The 20561-nt window shown below is 68.2% G+C and carries 24 protein-coding genes, 1 tRNA gene, 1 pseudogene and 1 riboswitch; of the genes and pseudogenes, 10 read left to right on the top strand and 16 right to left on the bottom strand.

The genetic code is table 11. The features are described 5' to 3' along the window. Positions 1 to 18: 18 nt before the first annotated feature. Positions 19 to 84: riboswitch (guanidine-III (ykkC-III) riboswitch) on the bottom strand. A gap of 55 nt (positions 85 to 139) precedes the next feature. Both OG953_RS27315 and OG953_RS27310 read right to left on the bottom strand, forming a co-directional pair. Further along, complete coding sequence (locus tag OG953_RS27315) at positions 140 to 478, bottom strand: co-chaperone GroES (protein ID WP_030923137.1); 339 nt, start codon at positions 476 to 478, stop codon at positions 140 to 142. Positions 479 to 539: 61 nt separating this feature from the next. Next, entirely contained in the window at positions 540 to 860 is a 321-nt protein-coding gene (locus OG953_RS27310) for a DUF3618 domain-containing protein (protein WP_405687537.1), read from the bottom strand. 128 nt (positions 861 to 988) lie between these two features. Between OG953_RS27310 and bcp the strand changes: the two genes are divergently transcribed. The 3 genes and pseudogenes from bcp (at position 989) to OG953_RS27295 (ending at position 1796) form a co-directional block, all read left to right on the top strand. Then, complete coding sequence (gene bcp, locus OG953_RS27305; protein ID WP_405687535.1) at positions 989 to 1456, top strand: thioredoxin-dependent thiol peroxidase; 468 nt, start codon at positions 989 to 991, stop codon at positions 1454 to 1456. A 55-nt stretch (positions 1457 to 1511) separates the two neighbouring features. After that, a pseudogene (locus OG953_RS27300) lies at positions 1512 to 1661 on the top strand (MFS transporter); the annotation flags it as partial. Positions 1662 to 1712: 51 nt separating this feature from the next. Then, a tRNA-Leu gene (locus tag OG953_RS27295) sits at positions 1713 to 1796 on the top strand. 54 nt (positions 1797 to 1850) lie between these two features. Here the strand turns inward: OG953_RS27295 and rdgB are convergent. Further along, entirely contained in the window at positions 1851 to 2459 is a 609-nt protein-coding gene (gene rdgB / locus OG953_RS27290) for an RdgB/HAM1 family non-canonical purine NTP pyrophosphatase (RefSeq protein WP_189279139.1), read from the bottom strand. A 194-nt stretch (positions 2460 to 2653) separates the two neighbouring features. Here rdgB and OG953_RS27285 point away from each other — a divergent pair, with 194 nt between their 5' ends. Further along, positions 2654 to 4282: an IS200/IS605 family accessory protein TnpB-related protein gene (locus tag OG953_RS27285; RefSeq protein WP_405692091.1), complete on the top strand. Its 1629-nt coding sequence runs from the start codon at positions 2654 to 2656 to the stop codon at positions 4280 to 4282. A gap of 9 nt (positions 4283 to 4291) precedes the next feature. Here OG953_RS27285 and OG953_RS27280 read toward each other — a convergent pair whose 3' ends face one another. The 3 genes from OG953_RS27280 to OG953_RS27270 form a co-directional block, all read right to left on the bottom strand. Further along, the gene (locus OG953_RS27280; protein ID WP_405687533.1) at positions 4292 to 4684 is read right to left on the bottom strand and encodes a hypothetical protein; all 393 of its coding nucleotides are present in this window, start codon (positions 4682 to 4684) and stop codon (positions 4292 to 4294) included. A 102-nt stretch (positions 4685 to 4786) separates the two neighbouring features. After that, positions 4787 to 5524 carry a ribonuclease PH gene (gene rph / locus OG953_RS27275; protein WP_405687532.1) on the bottom strand — a complete coding sequence of 246 codons (738 nt, stop codon included), beginning with the start codon at positions 5522 to 5524 and terminating at the stop codon, positions 4787 to 4789. 119 nt (positions 5525 to 5643) lie between these two features. After that, the gene (locus OG953_RS27270; protein ID WP_014156020.1) at positions 5644 to 5877 is read right to left on the bottom strand and encodes a glucose PTS transporter subunit EIIB; all 234 of its coding nucleotides are present in this window, start codon (positions 5875 to 5877) and stop codon (positions 5644 to 5646) included. A 222-nt stretch (positions 5878 to 6099) separates the two neighbouring features. On the opposite strand from OG953_RS27270, the gene OG953_RS27265 reads away from it, so the two are divergent. Together OG953_RS27265 and OG953_RS27260 are read left to right on the top strand one after the other, a co-directional pair. Continuing rightward, on the top strand, positions 6100 to 7410 hold the full coding sequence (locus OG953_RS27265) for a PTS transporter subunit EIIC (RefSeq protein WP_405687530.1): 1311 nt from the start codon (positions 6100 to 6102) through the stop codon (positions 7408 to 7410). 191 nt (positions 7411 to 7601) lie between these two features. Beyond that, positions 7602 to 7778 (top strand): hypothetical protein, encoded by a 177-nt coding sequence (locus OG953_RS27260; protein ID WP_405687529.1) that lies wholly within the window; start codon positions 7602 to 7604, stop codon positions 7776 to 7778. Between the two features lie 159 nt (positions 7779 to 7937). Here the strand turns inward: OG953_RS27260 and OG953_RS27255 are convergent, their stop codons facing one another. Continuing rightward, positions 7938 to 8690 (bottom strand): MBL fold metallo-hydrolase, encoded by a 753-nt coding sequence (locus OG953_RS27255; RefSeq protein ID WP_405687527.1) that lies wholly within the window; start codon positions 8688 to 8690, stop codon positions 7938 to 7940. Positions 8691 to 8867: 177 nt separating this feature from the next. Here OG953_RS27255 and OG953_RS27250 point away from each other — a divergent pair, with 177 nt between their 5' ends. Then, positions 8868 to 9374, top strand: coding sequence for a type II toxin-antitoxin system PemK/MazF family toxin (locus OG953_RS27250; RefSeq protein ID WP_405687525.1), 507 nt, complete (start codon positions 8868 to 8870; stop codon positions 9372 to 9374). A 158-nt stretch (positions 9375 to 9532) separates the two neighbouring features. Here the strand turns inward: OG953_RS27250 and OG953_RS27245 are convergent, their stop codons facing one another. The 7 genes from OG953_RS27245 to clpS form a co-directional block, all read right to left on the bottom strand. Next, positions 9533 to 10483 (bottom strand): PLP-dependent cysteine synthase family protein, encoded by a 951-nt coding sequence (locus tag OG953_RS27245; RefSeq protein ID WP_405687524.1) that lies wholly within the window; start codon positions 10481 to 10483, stop codon positions 9533 to 9535. Next, complete coding sequence (locus OG953_RS27240) at positions 10483 to 10761, bottom strand: MoaD family protein (protein WP_405687522.1); 279 nt, start codon at positions 10759 to 10761, stop codon at positions 10483 to 10485. The genes OG953_RS27245 and OG953_RS27240 overlap by 1 nt, the downstream gene beginning before the upstream one ends. 105 nt (positions 10762 to 10866) lie before the next feature. Continuing rightward, positions 10867 to 10992 carry a putative leader peptide gene (locus OG953_RS27235; RefSeq protein ID WP_405687521.1) on the bottom strand — a complete coding sequence of 42 codons (126 nt, stop codon included), beginning with the start codon at positions 10990 to 10992 and terminating at the stop codon, positions 10867 to 10869. 143 nt (positions 10993 to 11135) lie between these two features. Beyond that, on the bottom strand, positions 11136 to 11567 hold the full coding sequence (locus OG953_RS27230; RefSeq protein ID WP_405687519.1) for a Mov34/MPN/PAD-1 family protein: 432 nt from the start codon (positions 11565 to 11567) through the stop codon (positions 11136 to 11138). 282 nt (positions 11568 to 11849) lie between these two features. Then, on the bottom strand, positions 11850 to 13289 hold the full coding sequence (locus OG953_RS27225) for an amino acid permease (RefSeq protein ID WP_405687517.1): 1440 nt from the start codon (positions 13287 to 13289) through the stop codon (positions 11850 to 11852). 407 nt (positions 13290 to 13696) lie between these two features. Next, a complete protein-coding gene (locus OG953_RS27220) occupies positions 13697 to 14281 on the bottom strand; it encodes a DUF2017 domain-containing protein (protein ID WP_405687516.1) in 585 nt (194 codons plus the stop codon). Positions 14282 to 14326: 45 nt separating this feature from the next. Next, the gene (gene clpS, locus OG953_RS27215; RefSeq protein WP_093900291.1) at positions 14327 to 14641 is read right to left on the bottom strand and encodes an ATP-dependent Clp protease adapter ClpS; all 315 of its coding nucleotides are present in this window, start codon (positions 14639 to 14641) and stop codon (positions 14327 to 14329) included. A 78-nt stretch (positions 14642 to 14719) separates the two neighbouring features. Here clpS and OG953_RS27210 point away from each other — a divergent pair, with 78 nt between their 5' ends. Beyond that, on the top strand, positions 14720 to 16048 hold the full coding sequence (locus tag OG953_RS27210) for a nicotinate phosphoribosyltransferase (protein ID WP_405687515.1): 1329 nt from the start codon (positions 14720 to 14722) through the stop codon (positions 16046 to 16048). A gap of 191 nt (positions 16049 to 16239) precedes the next feature. Next, entirely contained in the window at positions 16240 to 16827 is a 588-nt protein-coding gene (locus OG953_RS27205; protein WP_327274975.1) for an isochorismatase family protein, read from the top strand. A gap of 88 nt (positions 16828 to 16915) precedes the next feature. On the opposite strand, the gene OG953_RS27200 is transcribed toward OG953_RS27205, so the two are convergent. Then, positions 16916 to 17260 (bottom strand): hypothetical protein, encoded by a 345-nt coding sequence (locus OG953_RS27200; RefSeq protein ID WP_405687514.1) that lies wholly within the window; start codon positions 17258 to 17260, stop codon positions 16916 to 16918. 124 nt (positions 17261 to 17384) lie between these two features. Then, a complete protein-coding gene (locus OG953_RS27195; protein ID WP_405687513.1) occupies positions 17385 to 19784 on the bottom strand; it encodes an immune inhibitor A domain-containing protein in 2400 nt (799 codons plus the stop codon). A gap of 372 nt (positions 19785 to 20156) precedes the next feature. On the opposite strand from OG953_RS27195, the gene OG953_RS27190 reads away from it, so the two are divergent. Further along, positions 20157 to 20522: a hypothetical protein gene (locus OG953_RS27190; RefSeq protein WP_405687511.1), complete on the top strand. Its 366-nt coding sequence runs from the start codon at positions 20157 to 20159 to the stop codon at positions 20520 to 20522. The last annotated feature ends 39 nt before the right edge of the window (positions 20523 to 20561 follow it).

Here is a 20561-nt window from a genome sequence, read left to right as displayed (position 1 = left end):
AAAACGCGAACAACACGGGGTGCGTCGTCTTTGCATAACCCGGTACGGCGCGTCTCGTCGGGGTCACCCCACGATAGCAAAGAACATGCAAAGGGCCTGGTGGCACCGGTCACCAGGCCACACTCGCAACTACTGCCGCCTACAGATACAGCCCGGTCGAATCCACCGACCCCTCGAACCGGTCCGCCGCCACCGCATGCAGATCCCGCTCGCGCATCAGCACATACGCCACACCGCGCACCTCGACCTCCGCGCGGTCCTCGGGGTCGTACAACACCCGGTCGCCCGGTTCCACCGTCCGCACGTTCTGACCCACCGCGACCACCACGGCCCAGGCCAGTCGGCGGCCGACCGCAGCCGTCGCCGGAATCAGAATGCCGCCACCCGAGCGCCGCTCGCCCTCCGGCGTATCGGACCGGACCAGCACACGGTCATGGAGCATGCGGATGGGCAGCTTGTCGTCGGTGTTCTCGCTCACGCCCCGCAACCTACCTGTCCGCCGCGGCTCCGCACGCATCCGGGGTGAACGGACCGCGGCATCAGTTCTTCCGCCGCCGCTTCGACACCGCGATCAGACCCACGACACCCGCCGCGAGCAACGCCGCCGGAATCACCCGCTCCAGACGCGGGGCGCCGTCCTCGGACACAAACCGCGCCTTCACGTCCGACACCGTCCGGTTCACCGCCACAAAAGCCCGCCCGGCCGTCCGGTCCACGGCCTCGGCGGCCTTGGCCTTCGCATCACCCATGATCGTCTTCGGGTGCACCCGCACCCCGATCTCATCGAGCACCACCGCAAGCTGCTCACGCCTGCTGATGATGTCCGCCTCGATCTGCGCAGGGGTCCTGGCATCCGACACTGCGCCGCCTCCGTGGTCCTCGTCCGGTAAACCTTCATCGACAGTCTGTCAGCTCGACCGCCCACGTTCCCGGCGGCACCCCTATTACGCTCGGTCCCGTACACCCCACGTGCCACCTGAGGAGAACCATGAGCGAGCGACTCCAGCCCGGCGACACCGCCCCCGCTTTCACCCTCCCCGACGCCGACGGCAACGAGATCTCGCTCGCCGACCACAAGGGCCGCAAGGTCATCGTCTACTTCTACCCGGCCGCCCTCACTCCCGGCTGCACCAAGCAGGCCTGCGACTTCACCGACAACCTGGACCTGCTCACCGGCGCCGGATACGACGTCATCGGCGTCTCCCCCGACAAGCCCGAGAAGCTCGCCAAGTTCCGCGAGAAGGAGGACCTCAAGGTCACCCTGGTCGGCGACCCCTCCAAGGAGACCCTTGAGGCATACGGCGCCTTCGGCGAGAAGAAGCTCTACGGCAAAACGGTGACGGGCGTCATCCGCTCCACGATCGTCGTGGACGAAGCGGGCAAGGTCGAGCGAGCCCTCTACAACGTCAAGGCCACCGGCCACGTAGCCAAGATCATCAAGGACCTCGGGATCTGAACCCGAACCGTCGAGGACTGCCTCGGACGGCCGAGAAGATGTGAGCGACATCCCCGCGATGGCGGCGGCCCTGGTCGGCGTGATCGCCGTGGCCTGCATGAAGGAGACCGCCCAGAAGCCCCTGGCCGGCTCCCCGCCGTCGGTGGAGACACATGAGGAGGCGGCAGAACTGGCCGCGACCCAGACGCCGGATCCGAGGTTCTGACCCCGTACCTGCCGGCCCGCAGGCACACCCCGGTAGCATGTCTGACGGCTGGCGGCGGTGGTGCAATGGCGACACAGCAGACTTAGGATCTGTGGCCCGTGAAACGGCTTGAGGGTTCGAATCCCTTCCGCCGCACAGTAAACGGCCTGCGAATCAATCTACTTGGTTCGCAGGCCGTTCTCTTACCCGTTACGCCTGGCTCAACAGCTCCCGCACCACCGGTACCAGCGCCCGGAACGCCTTGCCGCGGTGGCTGATCGCGTTCTTCTCCGCCGGGGTCAGTTCCGCGCAGGTGCGGGTTTCGCCGTCCGGCTGGAGGATCGGGTCGTAGCCGAAGCCGTTCGTGCCGGACGGGGTGTGGCGCAGGGTGCCCAGCAGGCGGCCCTCGACCACGCGTTCCGTGCCGTCGGGGAGGGCCAGGGCTGCCGCGCAGGCGAAGTGGGCGCCGCGGTGAGGGTTGTCGATGTCGGAGAGCTGGGCCAGGAGCAGGTCCAGGTTGGCCCGGTCGTCGCCGTGGGTGCCGGCCCAGCGGGCGGAGAAGATGCCGGGGGCGCCGCCGAGTACGTCCACGCAGAGGCCGGAGTCGTCGGCGATGGCGGGGTGGCCGGTGGCCTTCGCGAGGGCGTGGGCCTTGAGGAGGGCGTTCTCGGCGAAGGTGACGCCGGTCTCCTTGACGTCGGGAATGTGGGGATACGCGTCCGCGCCGACGAGCTCGTGGTCGAGGCCTGCGTCGGCGAGGATCGCGTGGAGTTCGGTGATCTTCCCGGCGTTGCGGGTGGCGAGGATGAGGCGGGTCATGTCACCCAGTATCGGGGGTTGTGAGCTGCTGTCGGTTTGCTGAGCTGAAGTGCGTTGTAGTGAGCAGGAGTGAGTCCTGTCGGTGGCTTCGCGGGAGTGGGAACGGTAGTTCTGGGGCCGAATGGGTGACCTTGGCGGCTGGTGCTCGTTGGACTGGGTAGCGGGTGTCCGGTCTCGTGGGAGGGGGTGTTGTGGTGGGTGGTTTGCGGGAGCTGGCCGCGCCCTTCGTGGTGCCCGGGCCGTGCGGGGTGGCGGTCCGGGACCGTCTCAAGCACCTCACCCCCCAGGACGAGATAGTCCTGCGTGCGGTCGGTGAGCACCAGGGCGCGCTCGCTTCCCGCGACCTCAGGGCCCGTTGTGCGGATGGCCTGGAGCACAGCAAGGAGACCTGGGCGTCGCGCAAGCGGGACCTGACCGCGCAGTCGTCGTCGCGGATCGCCGGTGCGATCACGAAGGCCACGCACGATCAGTGGGCGCTGGCGCGCCGTTGTCAGGCGGCGCACATCCGGAATCTGGAGGCCGGGATCGGGACGCTGCGGCACCGCCTGTCCCTCCCCATCGGCGCGCCGGGAACGAAGCGGGCAGCCGGTGGCTACCGTTCCAAGGGTGAGTGGTTCCACAAGTCCCGGCGCCTCGCGGCGCTGGAAGCCCGGCACGATGCCGCGGTCCGTGACCGGCAGGCCGGACGCGTCCGGGTCGTACGCGGGGGCAAACGCCTCCTCAACACCCGCCACCACCTCACCCAGGCCCAGCTGACCGAAGATCAGTGGCGGGAGCGCTGGGAAGCGGAACGCTGGTTCATCGCCGCCGACGGCGAGTCCGGGAAACGGTTCGGGAACGAGACCATCCGCGTCACCCCAGACGGCGAGGTCAGCATCAAACTGCCCGCCCCGCTCGCACACCTGGCCAACGCCAAGCATGGCCGGTACACCCTCAACTCGACAGCGGCGTTTGCGCACCGGGGTCAGGAGTGGGCCGATCGCATTGTCGCGAACCGGGCCGTGGCCTACCGCATCCACCTCGACGTGGACCGTGGCCGCTGGTACCTGACCGCGTCCTGGCAACGCCCCGTCGTGAAGACCATCCCGCTGGAAGCAGCCCGGGCCCGGGGCGTGATCGGCGTCGACACCAACGCCGACCACTTCGCCGCCTACCACCTCGACCCACACGGCAACCCCATCGGCGAGCCCCGGCGGTTCTTCTACGACCTGTCCGGTTCGGCCGGTCACCGCGACGCACAGATCCGCCACGCCCTGACCCGGCTGATCCACTGGGCCAAGCGTGCCGGTGTCGCCGCGATCGCCATCGAAGACCTCGACTTCACCGCCGAGAAGACCCGCGAGAAACACGGCCGCAGGAAACGGTTCCGGCAGCTGATCTCCGGCATCCCGACCGGAAAGCTCAAGGCCCGGCTCGTTTCCATGGCCGCCGAACAGGGCCTGAGTATTGTCGCGGTCGACCCCGCCTACACCTCGATGTGGGGTGCCCAGCACTGGCAGAAGCCACTGGCCAACCCGCACCGCAGAATGTCCCGTCATGATGCCGCCGGTATCGCGATCGGACGACGCGCCCTCGGACACCCGGTACGGCGTCGGACGGCACCGCCCCCACACGACCGGAGTGATCGTGCGGGGCATCGGACCGTCCAGGCCGGACCAGGCAACCGGGGGCGTGAGGGAATCCGCCCACCCGCAACGGACCGGCTCCCTGGAGAGCCGTTACCGAACGGGACGCGAAAGCGGGAACCCAGCGCATCCAACACCGTTCGGGATGCGCCCAGCACGCAGCAGTGGGTCCAGGACTCACTCATGCACACTGGCTAGGAACGGTGATCAGGGCGTGCAGACCTTGCCGATCTCCTTGGCGGCGTCGGTGACCGGGGTGATGTCGGGGGTGGCGTCGCCCTTGTCGATGGAGTCGCGGACGTTGCCGACGCCGGACTGCAGGTCGTCGACGGCCTTGCCGAGGTCGGCGTTGTCGGTCTGGTCGCCGAGGTTGCCGAGTTCCTTGTCGATCTCGTCGAGGGCTTCGGATGCCTGGGTGGGGTCGTTCGAGGCGTTGGAGACGGCCTGTTGGAGGTTGTCGACGCTGGTGGCGATGGCGTCGGCGGTGCGGACGCAGTCGAGTGCTTTGTCGACGGCGCCGCAGCCGGCTGTCGCGGTGAGAGTGAGGGCGGTCAGGGTCAGCGCGACGGTGATGCGGCGGTGGCGGGTGGCCTCGGCCATGGTGCGGTTCCTCCCCAGGTGCGGATACGCGGACGGGCGCACGGTTCGACCCGTGCGCCCGTGTTCGTAACGACGCGTTGTGGTGCGTATTTGGTTGCTTCTTTACTCGCTCAGCGTGCGGGCCAGGGCCTCGTTCTGGAAAGCGGTGAGGTCTGCGCAGCCGACGGTGGCGAGGTCGAGGAGGGCGCCCAGTTCCTTGCGGTCGAAGGGGGTGGCCTCGGCGGTGCCCTGAACCTCGACGAAGCGGCCGTCGCCGGTGCAGACGACGTTCATGTCGGTCTCGGCGCGGACGTCCTCCTCGTAGCAGAGGTCGAGGAGGGGGGCGCCGTCGACGATGCCGACGCTGATCGCCGAGACGGTGTCGGTCAGCGGCTTGCGGCCGTGCTTGACGAGCTTCTTGCGCTGGGCCCAGGTGACGGCGTCGGCGAGGGCGACGTAGGCGCCGGTGATGGCGGCGGTGCGGGTGCCGCCGTCGGCCTGGAGGACGTCGCAGTCGAGGACGATGGTGTTCTCGCCGAGGGCCTTGTAGTCGACGACGGCGCGCAGGGAGCGGCCGATGAGACGGCTGATCTCGTGGGTGCGGCCGCCGATCTTGCCGCGTACGGATTCGCGGTCGCCGCGGGTGTTGGTGGAGCGGGGCAGCATGGAGTATTCGGCGGTGACCCAGCCTTCGCCGCTGCCCTTGCGCCAGCGGGGGACACCTTCGGTGACGGAGGCGGTGCAGAAAACCTTGGTGTCGCCGAAGGAGATGAGTACGGAGCCTTCGGCGTGCTTGCTCCATCCGCGTTCGATGGTGACGGGGCGGAGCTGTTCGGGGGTGCGGCCGTCGATACGAGACATGGTGTCGACTTTATCGGGTGCGGGAGTGACGGCCGTTCGGGTGCACCGCAAGCCCCGTCCGGGTGGGCAGGGCCTGCGTGGTGCTGACGTTTCGGCTCAGTGGGGGGTTCGACGGCTGGTCACATCATGTCTTCGATGTCGGCGGCGATGGGGTCGGCATCGGTGCCGATGACGACCTGGATCGCGGTGCCCATTTTGACGACACCGTGGGCTCCGGCGGCCTTGAGCGCGGCTTCGTCGACCTTGCTGGGGTCGTGGACCTCGGTTCGCAGGCGCGTGATGCAGCCTTCGATCTCATCGATGTTCTCGATACCGCCGAGCCCGGCGACGATCTTCTCAGCCTTGCTGGCCATGGCCTTCTCCCTGGTTGTTCACATGCATGCGACGGCCCACCATGGGTCCGTTTCGTCACCGTAACGCACGTTTGGCCCAGCTTCGCGGGCGAGTGACTGGGCCGTCCCGAAGGATGACGATCACCGGTTCCCTGTCTTCCGGGCGGGTTACGCACCGCACCTCAACTGGTCTATACCAGCCTGCAACGACCGCCGAACGCACCGTTTTCCGGGAGGATGCCGATGAGCTCGAGCAGCGCCGCACTTCCACAGAAGACGTGGTGGAACGGCCTCTTCCAGGGCCTCCAGAAGATGGGCCGCAGCCTCCAGCTCCCGATCGCCGTCCTGCCGGCGGCAGGCATTCTCAACCGGCTGGGCCAGCCGGACGTATTCGGCGACAAGGGCCTGCGTTGGGGCAATGTCGCCAAGGTGTTCGCGGCCGCGGGTGGCGCACTGCTCGACTCGGGACTCGGCCTTCCGCTGCTGTTCTGCGTCGGTGTCGCCATCGGGATGGCGAAGAAGTCGGACGGTTCGACCGCGCTCGCCGCAGTGACCGGCTTCCTCGTTTATTACGCGGTGCTGCACGCCTTCCCGGTGGACTGCGCGCCCGGTTCCACGTTCACCTCGGGCGGCACCTGGTTCGGCACCTGCGTCACCGGCGAGGCCAAGGTCACGGCCGCGGAGTACCAGAACCCCGGGGTGTTCGGCGGCATCGTGATGGGTCTGCTGTCTGCCCGGTTCTGGCAGCGGTACCACCGGGTCAAGCTGGTGGACTGGCTGGGCTTCTTCAACGGCCGCCGGCTCGTCCCGATCATCATGGCGTTCGTCGGCCTTCTCGTCGCGGCGCTCTGCGCATGGCTCTGGCAGCCGATCGGTGACGGCCTGACCAGCTTCTCCAAGTGGCTGGTGGACCTGGACTGGGCGGGCTCCGGAATCTTCGGTGTCGCCAACCGCGCCCTGCTGGTCATCGGCCTCCACCAGTTCCTGAACACCTTCGTCTGGTTCCAGTTCGGCGACTTCACCAAGCCGGACGGGACGGTCGTGCACGGTGACATCAACCGGTTCCTGCAGGGCGACCCGACGGCCGGCCAGTTCACCTCGGGCTTCTTCCCGATCATGATGTTCGCCCTCCCGGCGGCAGCACTGGCGATCTACCACTGCGCCAAGCCGCACCGCCGGAAAGCGGTCGGTGGCATGATGCTCTCGGTCGCCCTGACCTCGTTCGTGACGGGAATCACCGAACCGATCGAGTACTCGTTTCTCTTCGTCGCACCGCTGCTCTACGCGATCCACGCGGTGCTCACCGGCGTCTCGATGGCCGTGACATGGGCGCTCGGGGTCAAGGACGGCTTCAGCTTCTCCGCCGGGCTGATCGACTACGTCATCAACTGGCACCTGGCGACCAAACCCTGGCTGATCATTCCGCTCGGCCTGGCCTTCGCCGTCGTGTACTACGTGATCTTCCGGTTCGCGATCACCAAATTCAATCTCCAGACTCCGGGCCGGGAGCCCGACGAGCTGGAGGAGGAGATCGAGAGGAACCTCACGAAGTAGCACTTCAGCCGGGTTTTTCGGCCCGTCCGGAGCAGGCCCTCGGACCTCGCGGTCCTGGGGTCTACGCCATCGTCTTCGGTCTGATCCGGCCGGTCCTCGGCACCGGTCTGCATAACTTCGCTGAGTGGCTGGTCGGTTCGGGCGCGGTCGGCGCGGGCATCTTCGGTGTCGCCAACCTCGAGTTCACCTTCATGTTCATCGCTCCGGTGCTGTACGCGATCCACGCGGTGCTCACCGGCGTCTCGATGGCCCTCACCTGGGGCCTCGGCATGGGGACGGCTTCGGCTTCTCCGCGGGTGCGGTCGAGCCGACTGCTGCGTGAGCGGGAGGTGAGGGCTTCGTCGTGCACCAGATGTGCGAACGGCTAGTGCCGTGACCGGCAATGTTTGCCCGGGAGGAGCGTCGTCCAGTGCGTGCGATCGCAAGGCGGCCAGAAGTCCTTGTAGCGGAGCTACCAGGGCTTTTGGCCAACGCAGCGAGCGTGCGTGCTGGGCGGCGCGACGGGGCAAAGCTTGCCGGGAGTGGCACTAGATCTCGTAGACCGCACCCGGTGCCGCCACCTCCACCGGCCCGCTGTAGAGCAGGCGGGCATCGGCCAGGTTGCGGTCGGCGTCGGTCCACGGCGGGATGTGGGTGAGGACGAGCTGTCCCACCCCGGCGCGGGCGGCGATGTCGCCCGCCTCGCGGCCATTGAGGTGGAGGTCCGGGATGTCCTCCTTGCCATGGACGAACGATGCTTCGCAGAGGAACAGATCGACGCCCTCGGCAAGTTCGTCCAGGGCCTCGCAGGCACCCGTGTCGCCGGAGTACGTGAGCGAGCGGCCGCCGTGCTCGATCCGGATGGCGTAGGAGTCGACGGGGTGGCAGACCTTCTCCGTACGGACCGAGAAGGGGCCGATCTCGAACGAGCCCGGCTTCAGCGTGTGGAAGTCGAAGACCTCGCTCATCGCCCGCTCGGACGGGGTGTCGGCGTGGGCGGTGGTCAGCCGCTGCTCGGTGCCGTCGGGACCGTAGACCGGGATCGGGGCGGGACGGCCGCCGTCGTGCCGGTAGTAGCGGACGACGAAGTACGCGCACATGTCGATGCAGTGATCGGCATGGAGGTGGCTGAGGAAGATGGCGTCGAGGTCGTAGAGACCGACATGGCGCTGCAGCTCGCCGAGGGCGCCGTTGCCCATGTCGAGGAGCAGCCTGAAGCCGTCGGCCTCTACGAGGTAGCTCGAACATGCTGATCCCACGGACGGGAACGAGCCGGAGCAGCCGACGACGGTGAGCTTCATGGAGCGTGAACCTCCGAGACGTGGGAACGGGGAGGGTTCGTGCGGTCTGTTGAGCGGTTCGTCGAGCGTAAGGCGCGAAACAGCCGGTCGCTCCTCCACGGCCGTCCGTTGTGGGGGAACTCACCTGCTCTGTCACCGGTTCGATGGAAGAGGCGGGGACGCCGGTACGGTCGGGACATGGGCATGTCCTGGTGGTGGATCGCGATTGCCGTTGTCGTCCTGCTCGCGCTCGTAGTGGCGGTCGCCGATGGGCGGGGGCGGGGCGGGCAACGGCCTCGGGGCCGCTCCGGCAGGTCAGCGGGTACGCGCTCCGGTGGGCGTCCGGGCGGGCGGACGCGTCCGCCGGCGGGGCCGGGGCGTGGGCCGGGGCCGGAGCGCAGGCCGCGGCCGGGTGAGATCTGGTGGGCCGAGGTGCCGTACGAGGACGGGCCCGGGGCGAAGGACCGGCCCTGCCTGGTGCTGTCGGTACGGGGTGACTCGGCGCTCGTCGCGAAGATCACCAGCAAGTATCACGAGGAGCGGCCCGGGGTGATCGCGCTGCCCGCGGGAACGGTGGGGGATGCGCGGGGGCGGGAGAGCTTCCTGGAGACGGATGAGTTGCGGGAGGTTGCCGTGCGGGGGTTCCGGCGGCGGGTGGGGGTGGTGGATCCGGAGGTGTGGAACCGGGTGCGGGGGCTTGGGTGAGGTGGGGGTGGGGGCGCCCCGCTCCTCAAGCGCCGGAGGGGCTGGGGGCCACGTGGGGCTCCGCCCTGCCCCCGCGCCTCAAGCGCCGACGAGGCTGAAAGATGCCTTCAATCGCCGGACGGGCTCAATGTTCGGCTCGTCCGGCGATTCAGGACGGGCTACGCCCAGAGCTGGCCGTGCAGCGTTTCGATGGCCGCTTCTGTTGTCGGGGCCGTGTAGACGCCCGTCGACAGGTACTTCCAGCCGCCGTCCGCGACGACGAAGACGATGTCGGCCGACTCCCCCGCCTTGACGGCCTTGTTCCCCACTCCGATCGCCGCGTGAAGTGCGGCGCCGGTGGAGACGCCCGCGAAGATGCCCTCCTGCTGGAGGAGTTCGCGGGTACGGGTGACGGCGTCCGCGGAGCCGACGGAGAAGCGGGTGGTGAGGACGGAGGCGTCGTAGAGCTCGGGGACGAAGCCCTCGTCGAGGTTGCGGAGCCCGTAGACCAGGTCGTCGTAGCGCGGCTCGGCGGCGACGATCTTGATGTCGGGCTTGTGCTCGCGCAGGTAGCGGCCGACGCCCATGAGCGTGCCGGTGGTGCCGAGGCCCGCCACGAAGTGGGTGATGGACGGGAGGTCGGTGAGGATCTCCGGGCCGGTGGTGGCGTAGTGGGCGCCCGCGTTGTCCGGGTTGCCGTACTGGTAGAGCATGACCCAGTCGGGGTGCTCGGCGGCCAGCTCCTTGGCGACGCGTACGGCCGTGTTGGAGCCGCCCGCCGCCGGGGAGAAGATGATCTCGGCGCCCCACATGGCGAGCAGGTCGCGCCGTTCCTGGGAGGTGTTCTCCGGCATGACGCACACGATGCGGTAGCCCTTGAGCTTGGCCGCCATGGCGAGCGAGATGCCGGTGTTACCGCTGGTGGGTTCCAGGATGGTGCAGCCGGGGGTCAGCCGGCCGCCCTTCTCGGCCTGTTCGACCATGTGGAGCGCGGGGCGGTCCTTGATCGAGCCGGTGGGGTTGCGGTCCTCCAGCTTGGCCCAGATGCGGACGTCGTCCGACGGTGACAGCCGCGGCAGGCGGACGAGCGGGGTGTTGCCCACCGCGGCGAGCGGGCTGTCGTACCGCATCAGTTCATGCCGCCGGCGACGGCCGGGAGGATGGTGACGTTGTCGCCGTCGCTGAGCTCGGTGGAGATGCCGTCGAGGAAGCGGACGTCCTCGTCGTTGAGGTAGACGTTCACGAAGCGGCGGAGTTCGTTGCCGTCGACGATGCGTTCACGGATGCCGTTGTAGCGGCTGTCCAGGTCCGCGAAGAGGTCGGCGAGGGTCTCCCCGTTGCCCTCGACGGCCTTGGCGCCGTGGGTGTAGGTGCGGAGGATGGTCGGGATGCGGACCTCGATGGCCATGGCGTGGGCTCCTGTCGAAAGCGGAGAGGTGGCGTGGGGCGCGCGGCTCTGCCCCCGCGCAGGGGTTGGTGCGTGACGAATGGGTGCTCGGGCCGCGGGCCCGGCTCAGGCCTCGTGGCCGACGGGCAGGCGGCTCGTACAGATCGCGCTGGAGAGCCTGCACAGGTCGACGTGCAGCCGCGCAACGAGCAGCATGCCCGGCGTCTTGTCGCTCACGTCATGGGGAACCATGCGCTCATCGTATCGATTCCCGGTCCGCGATCCGGAATGTGATCTCACCTGATGGATGGTCGGTGTTCGACAGGTGGACGGGACCGTGGTGGGCCAGGTCCCGTCCGGCCGGTGGAGCGCCGGGGTCGGGCGGTGCGAGGAGGTCAGGCGGCTTCGTACGCCTCGACGACCTCGACGTCCTCCTCGGTGATCTCACCGTCCACGATCCGGTAGGAGCGGAACTGGAAGGGGCCCGCGTCGTCGGTGTCCGCGGTGGAGACGAGCACGTAGTGGGCGCCGGGTTCGTTGGCGTACGTGACGTCGGTGCGGGACGGGTAGGCCTCGGTCGCGGTGTGGGAGTGGTAGACGATCACCGGCTCCTCGTCGCGGTCGTCCATCTCCCGGTAGAGCTTGAGGAGGTCGCCCGAGTCGAACTCGTAGAAGGTGGGCGAGCGGGCGGCGTTGAGCATGGGGATGAACCGTTCGGCGCGGCCGGTTCCGGCCGCGCCCGCGACCACGCCGCACGCCTCGTCGGGGTGGTCGGCGCGGGAGTGCGCGACGATCTGGTCGTAGAGCGCCTGGGTGATGGTCAGCATGGCGCCAGGATAGGCGGGCCGGTGACTGGGGAGCGGGGGAAGGAGCGGGACCTGGTGCGTGCGATCGCAAGGCGGAGGAGGGAGTCATGGCGGAGCCATGCCGACCGACGACAACGCCGCGAGCGTGCGTGCCAGGACCCGTGACGCCGCTCCCCAGCCACCGGCCCGCCTATGCATGCGGGCCCCCGCGTACCGAGGCGTGGTACGCGGGGGCCCGCATGGTGGACGCGACCGTTGGGGCGGCGGCCGTCCGGGGAGTTCCGGGTTCGTACGGAGTTGGCCTCAGCTCTTCGCGAAGGCCTTGTTCTCGGGGTTACGGGCCTTGAGCACCAGGTACGAGACGCCGAGGATGGCCGCCCAGAGCGGGGCGCAGTACAGCGAGATCCTGGTGTCCTTGTCGATGCCCATCATCACGATGACCATGGCGATGAAGGCCAGCGCGAAGACGCTGGTGAACGGGGCGCCGGGGGCCCGGAAGGTGGACTGCGGGAGCACGCCGCGGTCTGCAAAACCGCGGTAGCGGATCTGGCAGATGAGGATCATGATCCAGGCCCACATGCCGGAGATGGTGGCGAAGGAGACGACGTAGGTGAAGGCGTCGCCGGGCCACTGGTAGTTGATCCAGACGCCGACGAGCATCAGGGCGGCGGAGAAGGTGGTGCCGATGAGCGGGGTGCCGCTCCTCGTCAGTTTGGTGAAGAACTTCGGGCCCTGGCCGTTGAGGGCGAGGTCGCGGAGCATGCGGCCGGTGGAGTACATGCCGGAGTTGCAGGAGGAGAGGGCCGCGGTCAGCACGACGAAGTTGACGATGCCGGCGCCGATGCCGAGGCCCATCTTCTGGAAGGCGGCGACGAACGGCGAGATGCCGGGCTGGAACTCGGTCCACGGGACCACGGAAAGGATCATGATGAGGGCGCCGACGTAGAAGACGGCGATGCGCCACGGCACGGTGTTGATGGCCTTGGGCAGGACGGTCTTCGGGTCCTTCGACTCGCCCGCGGTGACGCCGACGAGTTCCACGGCGAGGAAGGCGAACATCACGATCTGCAGGGTCATCAAGGTGCCCTTGATGCCGTGCGGGAAGAAGCCGCCGTCGGCCCAGAGGTGGGTGACGGACGCGGTGTCCCCGGCGTCGGAGAAGCCGAGGGTGAGAATTCCGGCGCAGATGAGGATCATGCCGACGATGGCGGTCACCTTGACCATCGAGAACCAGAATTCGAGTTCCCCGAAGAGCTTTACGGAGATCAGGTTCACGCCGTACAGGATGATCGTGAAGATCAGCGCCGACACCCATTGAGGAATGTCGAACCAGAACGTCATGTACTGGGCGGCCGCGGTGACTTCGGTGATTCCGGTGACGACCCAGAACAGCCAGTAGGTCCAGCCGGTGACAAAACCGGCGAAGGGGCCGATGAATTCGCGGGCGTACTCCGAGAAGGAGCCCGACACCGGGCGGTACATGAGAAGTTCACCCAGGGCTCGCATGATGAAGAAGATCACCAGGCCCGCGATGGCATAGGCCAGGATGAGACTGGGCCCGGCCTTGGAGATCGCCTTTCCCGCACCGAGGAAGAGGCCGGTGCCGATGGCCCCGCCGATGGCGATCATCTGGATCTGACGGGCGCCGAGGGCCCGCTGGTACCCCTCGCCCGCCGTGCCGGCATCCGCGACCGCTGCGGCCTTGCGGCCGTCTTGTCCCTTGTCGACCTGCGCCGATGTCATGTGCTGCGCCTTTCTCCACGCCGATCCGCGCCGTTGCGGCTGCGGATCAGGTCCGGATCCCCCCGGATATGGATGGAGTGCCGCCGGCGGTCGCCGGCCTGTAGCGCCCTCGGGAACAGGAGTGGCGTCCCCGAGTGGTCGTGAAGATTTATCACGGTCACATGGGCGGATCATCGGACATTATGTGGGGCACACCACAGGAAAAAGCGGACAAGGGTTTCCAGTCGCCACAAAAGAGGCCGTTCAGGTGATGGGATCGTTATTCGGATTTGAGCGTCTTTTGAGCGAACGCGATGCGCGAGTGGCCGGGAAGTCCGTAAACGAGTGGTCGGTGAGACCGACAGGCAAATGGGGGGCGACGCCCCCTGAGTCCGCAAGCGAGTGATCGGGAACTCCGCATGCGGGAACTACGGCATCAGGGTTTCCACGAGGGTTTCCTGGAGCGCGCCGAGCCAGAGATAGGCCATGACCATCGGCTTGCGCGGGTCGCTGTCGGGGAGCCGGTAGAGCGAGCCGGCCCCGCCCTCGTCGTCGTCGGAGACCTCGAGGCGGGTGCCGATGGTCAGCCGGAGGTCATTGAGCGCGCCGAGCCAGTTGCGGCATTCGTCGCCGGTGAGCTCCAGTACGGCGTCGCCGCCCTCGGCGATGGAGAGGGCATCCAGGGTGCGTACGACAGTGAGGGCGTCGTCGCGCTTACGGGTACGCAGATCGTTCTCGGTGAAGCGGCGGAACTCGGCGGAAGCGGCGCGCAGTTCGCTGTCCTCGTCGCCGTATGCCTCGGGGAAGAGGCGCGCCACGGCAGGGTCGGTGGGCGGTTCGCTGGGCCCCTCGGCGAAAAGGGCGGCGAGCGGGTCCTCGCCCTCGGCGGGTTCGTCGCCGGGGCCGATCAGTTCCAGCAGTTGGACGGCGAGGGAGCGCAGGATCGCGATCTCCACCTCGTCGAGCGCGACGGCCGCGCCGCCGCCGGGGGTGGCCTCGAAGTGGCCGGCCATGGGTTTTCTCCGATGGTGGGTCGGGCGGGGCAGAGGAGGATCGGTCTAGTTGCGGTCCTGCGTGAGGGTGGCCCACAGCCCGTAGCCGTGCATGGCCTGGACGTCGCGTTCCATCTCCTCGCGGCTGCCGCTGGAGACGACGGCGCGGCCCTTGTGGTGGACGTCCAGCATCAGCTTGTGCGCCTTGTCCTTGGAGTAGCCGAAGTAGGCCTGGAAGACATAGGTCACATAGCTCATGAGATTGACCGGGTCGTTGTGGACCAGCGTCACCCAGGGGACGTCGGGCTCGGGGACGACAAGACTCTCCTCGGCCGATTCGGGACGCTCGATCTCAGTGGGGGCGACGCTCACCCACCCCATGCTGCCACCAGGGAGGGGCCATCGCATAAACGACCCGAGATCTCGTCACTCTGACGAAATCGCGGTAGCATCCGGAACATGAACTCTGCGGACCTTGGGCGACGGGTCGGTGTGCCGTCGACCGCGCTCTTCACCGACCAGTACGAGCTCACGATGGTGCAGGCCGCCCTGAAGGCCGGCACGGCCGACCGGCGCTCGGTCTTCGAGGCGTTCACCCGCCGCCTGCCGGACGGACGGCGCTACGGCGTCGTCGCGGGCATCGGACGAGTGCTGGACGCGGTGGAGAACTTCCACTTCGACGACGAGATGCTCACCTTCCTGCGCGAACAGAACGTCGTCGACGGGCCCACGCTCGCCTGGCTGGCCGACTACCGCTTCAGCGGTGACATCTGGGGCTACCCGGAGGGCGAGGTGTACTTCCCCGGCTCGCCGATCCTGCGGGTCGAGGGCTCCTTCGCCGAGTGTGTGCTGCTGGAAACGGTGATCCTGTCGATCCTCAACCACGACTCGGCGATCGCCGCGGCGGCGTCGCGGATGTCCGCCGCGGCGGGCGGGCGCGGGCTGATCGAGATGGGTGCACGACGCACCCATGAACTGTCGGCGGTGGCGTCGGCGCGTGCCGCGTACATCGGCGGCTTCGACACCACGTCCGACCTGGCCGCGGGCTTCCGCTACAACATCCCGACCGTCGGGACGAGCGCCCACGCCTTCACGCTGCTGCACGACACCGAGCGCGACGCGTTCCGGGCCCAGGTCGACTCGCTGGGCCGGGGCACGACGCTGCTGGTCGACACGTACGACGTCGCCGAGGCGGTTCGTACGGCGGTCGAGGTCGCAGGTACCGAGCTGGGTGCGGTACGGATCGACTCCGGGGACCTGCTGCTGGTCGCGCACCGGGTGCGGCAGCAGCTGGACGAGGTGGGCGCCACCGGGACGAAGATCGTGGTGACGTCGGACCTGGACGAGTACGCGATCGCGTCGCTGGCCGCGGCGCCGGTCGACGCCTACGGGGTGGGCACGCAGCTGGTGACCGGCAGCGGGCAGCCCACCTGCGCGATGGTCTACAAGCTGGTCGCCCGCGCCATATCCGCCGACCCCGCGGAGCCGCTGCGTCCGGTCGCCAAGAAGTCGCTCGGCGCGAAGACGTCTGCGGGCGGTCGCAAGTGGGCCGCGCGCCGACTGGACGAGAACGGAGTGGCCGAGGCCGAGGTGATCGGTACCGGTCCCGTACCGGCCGAGCTGGCCGACCGGCAGCTGCTGGCCGAACTGGTCAGAGCTGGTGAGGTGATCGCCCGTGAGCCGTTGGACGCGGCGCGTGAACGGCACATAGCGGCGCGGTCGGGGCTGCCGATGTCGGCGATGCAGTTGTCCCGCGGGGAGCCGGTGATTCCCACGGAGTACATGTGACGGGGCGGCGGAGCGGAGGCCGGGGGCGCCCGGTCACCGCTTCGCCCTCGATCTCCCCCATGGCCGGGAGGGCATGGGAGGGGCCCCCTCGGCGGGCTTGCTCACGTCCCCTCCCTAAGCCGCTCCGGAGTCTCTAGGCTCGAATACGACCCCCGTCACCGCCGACCGTCCCCCACCGAAGGACACCCGCCATGCACCGCGCCTTGATCGTCGTGGACGTTCAGAACGACTTCTGCGAGGGCGGCAGCCTCGCCGTGGCGGGGGGCTCCGATGTCGCCGCCGCCATCACCGACCTGATCGGCGAGGCCCAGCCCGGGTACCGCCATGTGGTGGCCACCCGTGACCACCATGTCGACCCGGGCAACCACTTCTCCGCGCAGCCGGACTACGAGCACACCTGGCCGGCGCACTGCGTCGCCGGTACGGAGGGGGTGGGCTTCCACCCCAATTTCGCCCCTGCGGTCGCCTCCGGGGCGATCGACGCGGTGTTCGACAAGGGTGCCTACGCCGCGGCGTACAGCGGCTTCGAGGGCCTCGACGAGAACGGTGTGGGGCTGGCCGACTGGCTGCGGGACCGCGGGGTCACCGAGGTCGACGTGGTCGGCATCGCGACCGACCACTGCGTGCGGGCGACGGCGCTGGACGCGGTCCGGGCAGGCCTCACGACGCATGTGCTGCTCGATCTGACCGCGGGGGTCGCCGAGGAGACCACGGAGCGGGCGCTGGAGGAGCTCCGCCGGGCGGGCGTGAAGCTTTCCGGCAAGCCCGTCGTGGCGTAGTCGGGCGAGAGCCGCCGCGGTTCCTCGCCGCCCCTGGCCGCTCTCACCCGCTGACGCCCGTCACCGACACCGGCGCCGGCCCCCCGCCTCAGGCCGGTCGGCGGTCCGCTACGGCCGGTACGGCCGGGCGGAGCAGCGCCCGGATCGGGTGCCAGAGTTCCTGGGCCTGCTCCGGTCTCGCTCGCCAGAGCACCCCGTCCGGGTGGTGCAGCACGGCGGTGATCTCGTCCGGGGTGGGCGGCTCGGCGTTGCCGCGGAGGTAGACGGCGCGCAGGCCCAGATTGCGCAGCCGGGTCAGCGCGCGGGCCCGGTTGGCGGCGTGCACCAGGACCCGGACCGGGGTGCCCGGACCCGTTCCGTCCGTCGGACCGGTCAGGGTGATCGCCACCACCACACTGCCGTTCGGCAACTTGCTGAACCCTCCGCCTGCCATGCTCCGCGCTCCCCCGTGAGACGTCATGTCAATAAGGATCTGAACAAGACGCACCTAAACACGATCGGCCGCCGCCCGCTAGAGGGCGACGGCCGATCAAGCTCTGACCTGCGGTGATGCGGGACTACTTGTGCGAGGCCCCGACCTTCACGGTCATCGTCGAGCCGTCGCGCGGCTCGCTGACGATCGTGATCCGGGTGTTCGTGTCAGCGACCTGAACACTTCCGGTCTTGTTCTCGCTGTACCAGTAGGTTCCCTTGTGGTCGTCGAAGACCGGGATGCCGAGCTGCGGCTTGATCTTCACCGCCACGTCGGCGTTGTGCAGCGTGAAGCCGTCGGTCGCCTGCCGGCTGAAGGGCGCGTCGAAGGGCTGGATCTTGTTGCGCATGATCGTGCCGTCCGCCCACTTCAGCGGCTTGGCGTGCGCGTCGATCGGCAGGATCAGGCCCTTGCCCGGGTGGACGAAGACGTTGTTGTCCTTCTGGGAGGTGTCCCAGAGCCAGATGAGCAGACCGTTCTGGTACGGGTAGTGCTCGACCCAGTCCGGACGGGTCTTGGAGAAGCCGAAGTTGTACGGGCCGACCTTGAGGGTCTGGTCGTAGCTGACGTACTGGCGGTTCTCCGCGATGTAGAACTGCGCGTAGTCCTTGGTGAACGACTCGCCGACACGGGAGAAGCCCTTGGCGGTCCAGCCGTTGTCGTCGCCCTCGGCGTTGTCCGTGAAGAGCGCGGCACCGTCGGCGTTGACCGAGATGGTGTCGGCGGCGAAGCCGACGCCGCCCGCGCCGCCGTCGGTGGCGTAACGGAAGCGGATGTCGATCTTCTTGCCCGCGTAGGCGTCCAGCGGGTACGAGAGCTTCTGGTACTTGCCGGAGACGTCGGTCAGGGCCGGCTTGTCACTGGCGTCGCGCGGGATCGCCTTGCCGTCGGCGGTGCCGTCGATCGCGGTCCAGCTGGTGCCACCGTTCTCAGACACCTCGGCGTAGAGGTAGTCGTAGTCCTTCTCGATGTCCCACCAGCCAGAAAGGTCGAGGGACGCCTTGGACTTGCCGGTCAGGTCGACCGAACGGGACAGGGTGTTGTTGAGGTTGTCGCCCATGTCGCTCCACCACTGCTTGGAGCCCTCGGCGGGCTTCGTGACAGCGGTGGTGACGGGCTTGTCGGGCAGCGAGACGAGGAGCGCCTGCTTGTCCTTGGTGTTGTACTCGGACACGCCCAGCTTGTGGGTGGAGTTCGTCGCGGCCTTGGCCTCGGCGTAGTCGAGCCAGCCCAGCTGGAGCTTGTCCCAGGCGGTCATGTCGCCGGGCAGGTCACCGATCTGGTTCTTGCCGGTGCCGAGCCAGGAACCGGCCGACATCAGGGACCAGAAACCGACCGAGTTCTCGGCGCGGTTGGTGGTGTCGTAGAGGTCCGGCAGACCGAGGTCGTGGCCGTACTCGTGGGCGAAGACGCCCAGGCCGCCGTTCTCGGGCTGCGCGGTGTAGTCGCCGACCCAGAGGCCGGTGTCACCGATCTGGGTGCCGCCGGCCTTGTTGTCGGCCGGGCCGGTCGCACCGGCGTCGGTGCCGTACGCGTACCAGCGGTGCGCCCAGATGGCGTTCTTGCCCTCGACGCCGCCGCCCGCGGACTCGTCCTCACCGGCGTGGACGATCTGGAAGTGGTCGATGTAGCCGTCGGGCTCGTTGAAGTTGCCGTCGTTGTCGTGGTCGTAACGGTCCCACTGGTCGTACTGCGCGAGGTCCGTCTTGATCTGCTCGGGGGTACGGCCCTTGGCCTTCTGGTCGGCGGCCCAGGCGTTCACGCCGTCCTTGATCATGTCCCAGGCGTTGGCGCAGTTGGTCGAGCCGCAGTAGTTGGACCCGTAACGGGCCTCGTTGTACGGCACCTTGACCCAGTCGGAGACCTCGCCGTCGACCGAGTAGCGTCCGGAGGACGTCTTCTCGTAGTACGTCTTCAGCGAGTTCTTGCCGGCGCCCTCACCGAAGTAGAGGTCCTGGAAGTGGGCCTGGTTGTAGTCGGCCTGCCAGGCGGTGCTGTTGTCCTTCTCGGGGTCCGGCTTGGCTATCTTGTTGTGCGCCGGGCCGGGCGTGCCGCCGTACTTCGGAACGGCCGGCTCGGGGCCGTCGCCGTCCGGGTCGAACATGGTCGTGTTGTCGACCTTGTCACCGAACTCCACCAGAACCGTGAAGATCTTGTCGGTCTTCTCGCGGCCGAGCTCGACGTACTTCTCGTCGTCGAGCTTGACGACCTTGGAGCCGTTGCGCGTCGACACCTTCTTGTCGCCCGCTATGACCTGCTCCAGGGCGGCCTGACGCTGGGCGTCCTGCTGCTTGCTGAAGGGGCCCTGCAGGTCGTGCGCGTTGCCCTTGGCCGACCCCGGGTCGCGGCGGTCGACTACCGGCGCCTTCGCCCCCGATGTGTGTTCATCCGCCTGGGCAGTGGCGAAAGCCGACGCCGTGGCGGCAGTGGCGGCCATGGCCACGACAACCGCTGCGGCGCGAAGCGCCCGTCTGTTAGTGGTCACTTGATGCAGTTCCTCCCCGGCGTCCGCGACTGCGGCCTGGGGTGGTGTAGAAGGGCCGCGCGCGGATACGCGTCACAAGTGACGACATTCGACCGGAGTTACGCGAGAAAAGACAGACCTTGACTTGAACAGGCCAAGTGCACTATGCAGGGGCACATTTCCGTTATCCGGACGTTCACCATGCAGGCAACCAGCGCGTCACGGCCCGCGGTTGGGGAACGGAATGACTCCATGCGCCCCCCGTGCACCGGTACCGCGGGTTAGGTGATGCTTACTACCGGTTCCTCACGGGCATCCACCGTCGTAGAGTCGCTTGACACTGCGACCGTGTCGAGAGACTGCCCATCCGATGCCCCGAGGACGGATACCGACATGCCGCGTATCACTGCCGCACAGCTTTCCTACGGTTCGGTCACCGTCGTCTTCTCGACCCTCGCCATGCTGCTGCTCTCCCGTACGGGTTCGGGCCTCGGCATCGCCGTCATCGGGACCGCGGCGCTTGCGCTCGGCCTGCTGGTGGCCGTGACCGTACCCCACCCGTCCCGGGCGAAAACAGTGAAGCCGGCGAAGGCCCGGGCCGCAGTTCGTACGAACCAGGATGCGGTCTCCGCCGCCGTCGAGGCCGAAGGCCTCGCCCGCGACGGAGTCCAGGCCTCGATCCCGGCGGCCCGCACGGCCGAGCAGCGCGCCGCGGCGCGTGTGGACGAGCTCCTGGGCGAGCATTCCCTGCGGCGCTGACGCATACGGCCTCGGTCTCCGTACAGGCTCGAAAACCGA

Source organism: Streptomyces sp. NBC_00057 (genome assembly GCF_045041165.1).
In the GTDB taxonomy this organism is placed as follows: Bacteria; Actinomycetota; Actinomycetes; order Streptomycetales; family Streptomycetaceae; genus Streptomyces.
The sequence above is the reverse complement of the archived record's forward strand: the minus strand, read 5'-3'. Positions and strand labels throughout refer to the sequence as shown.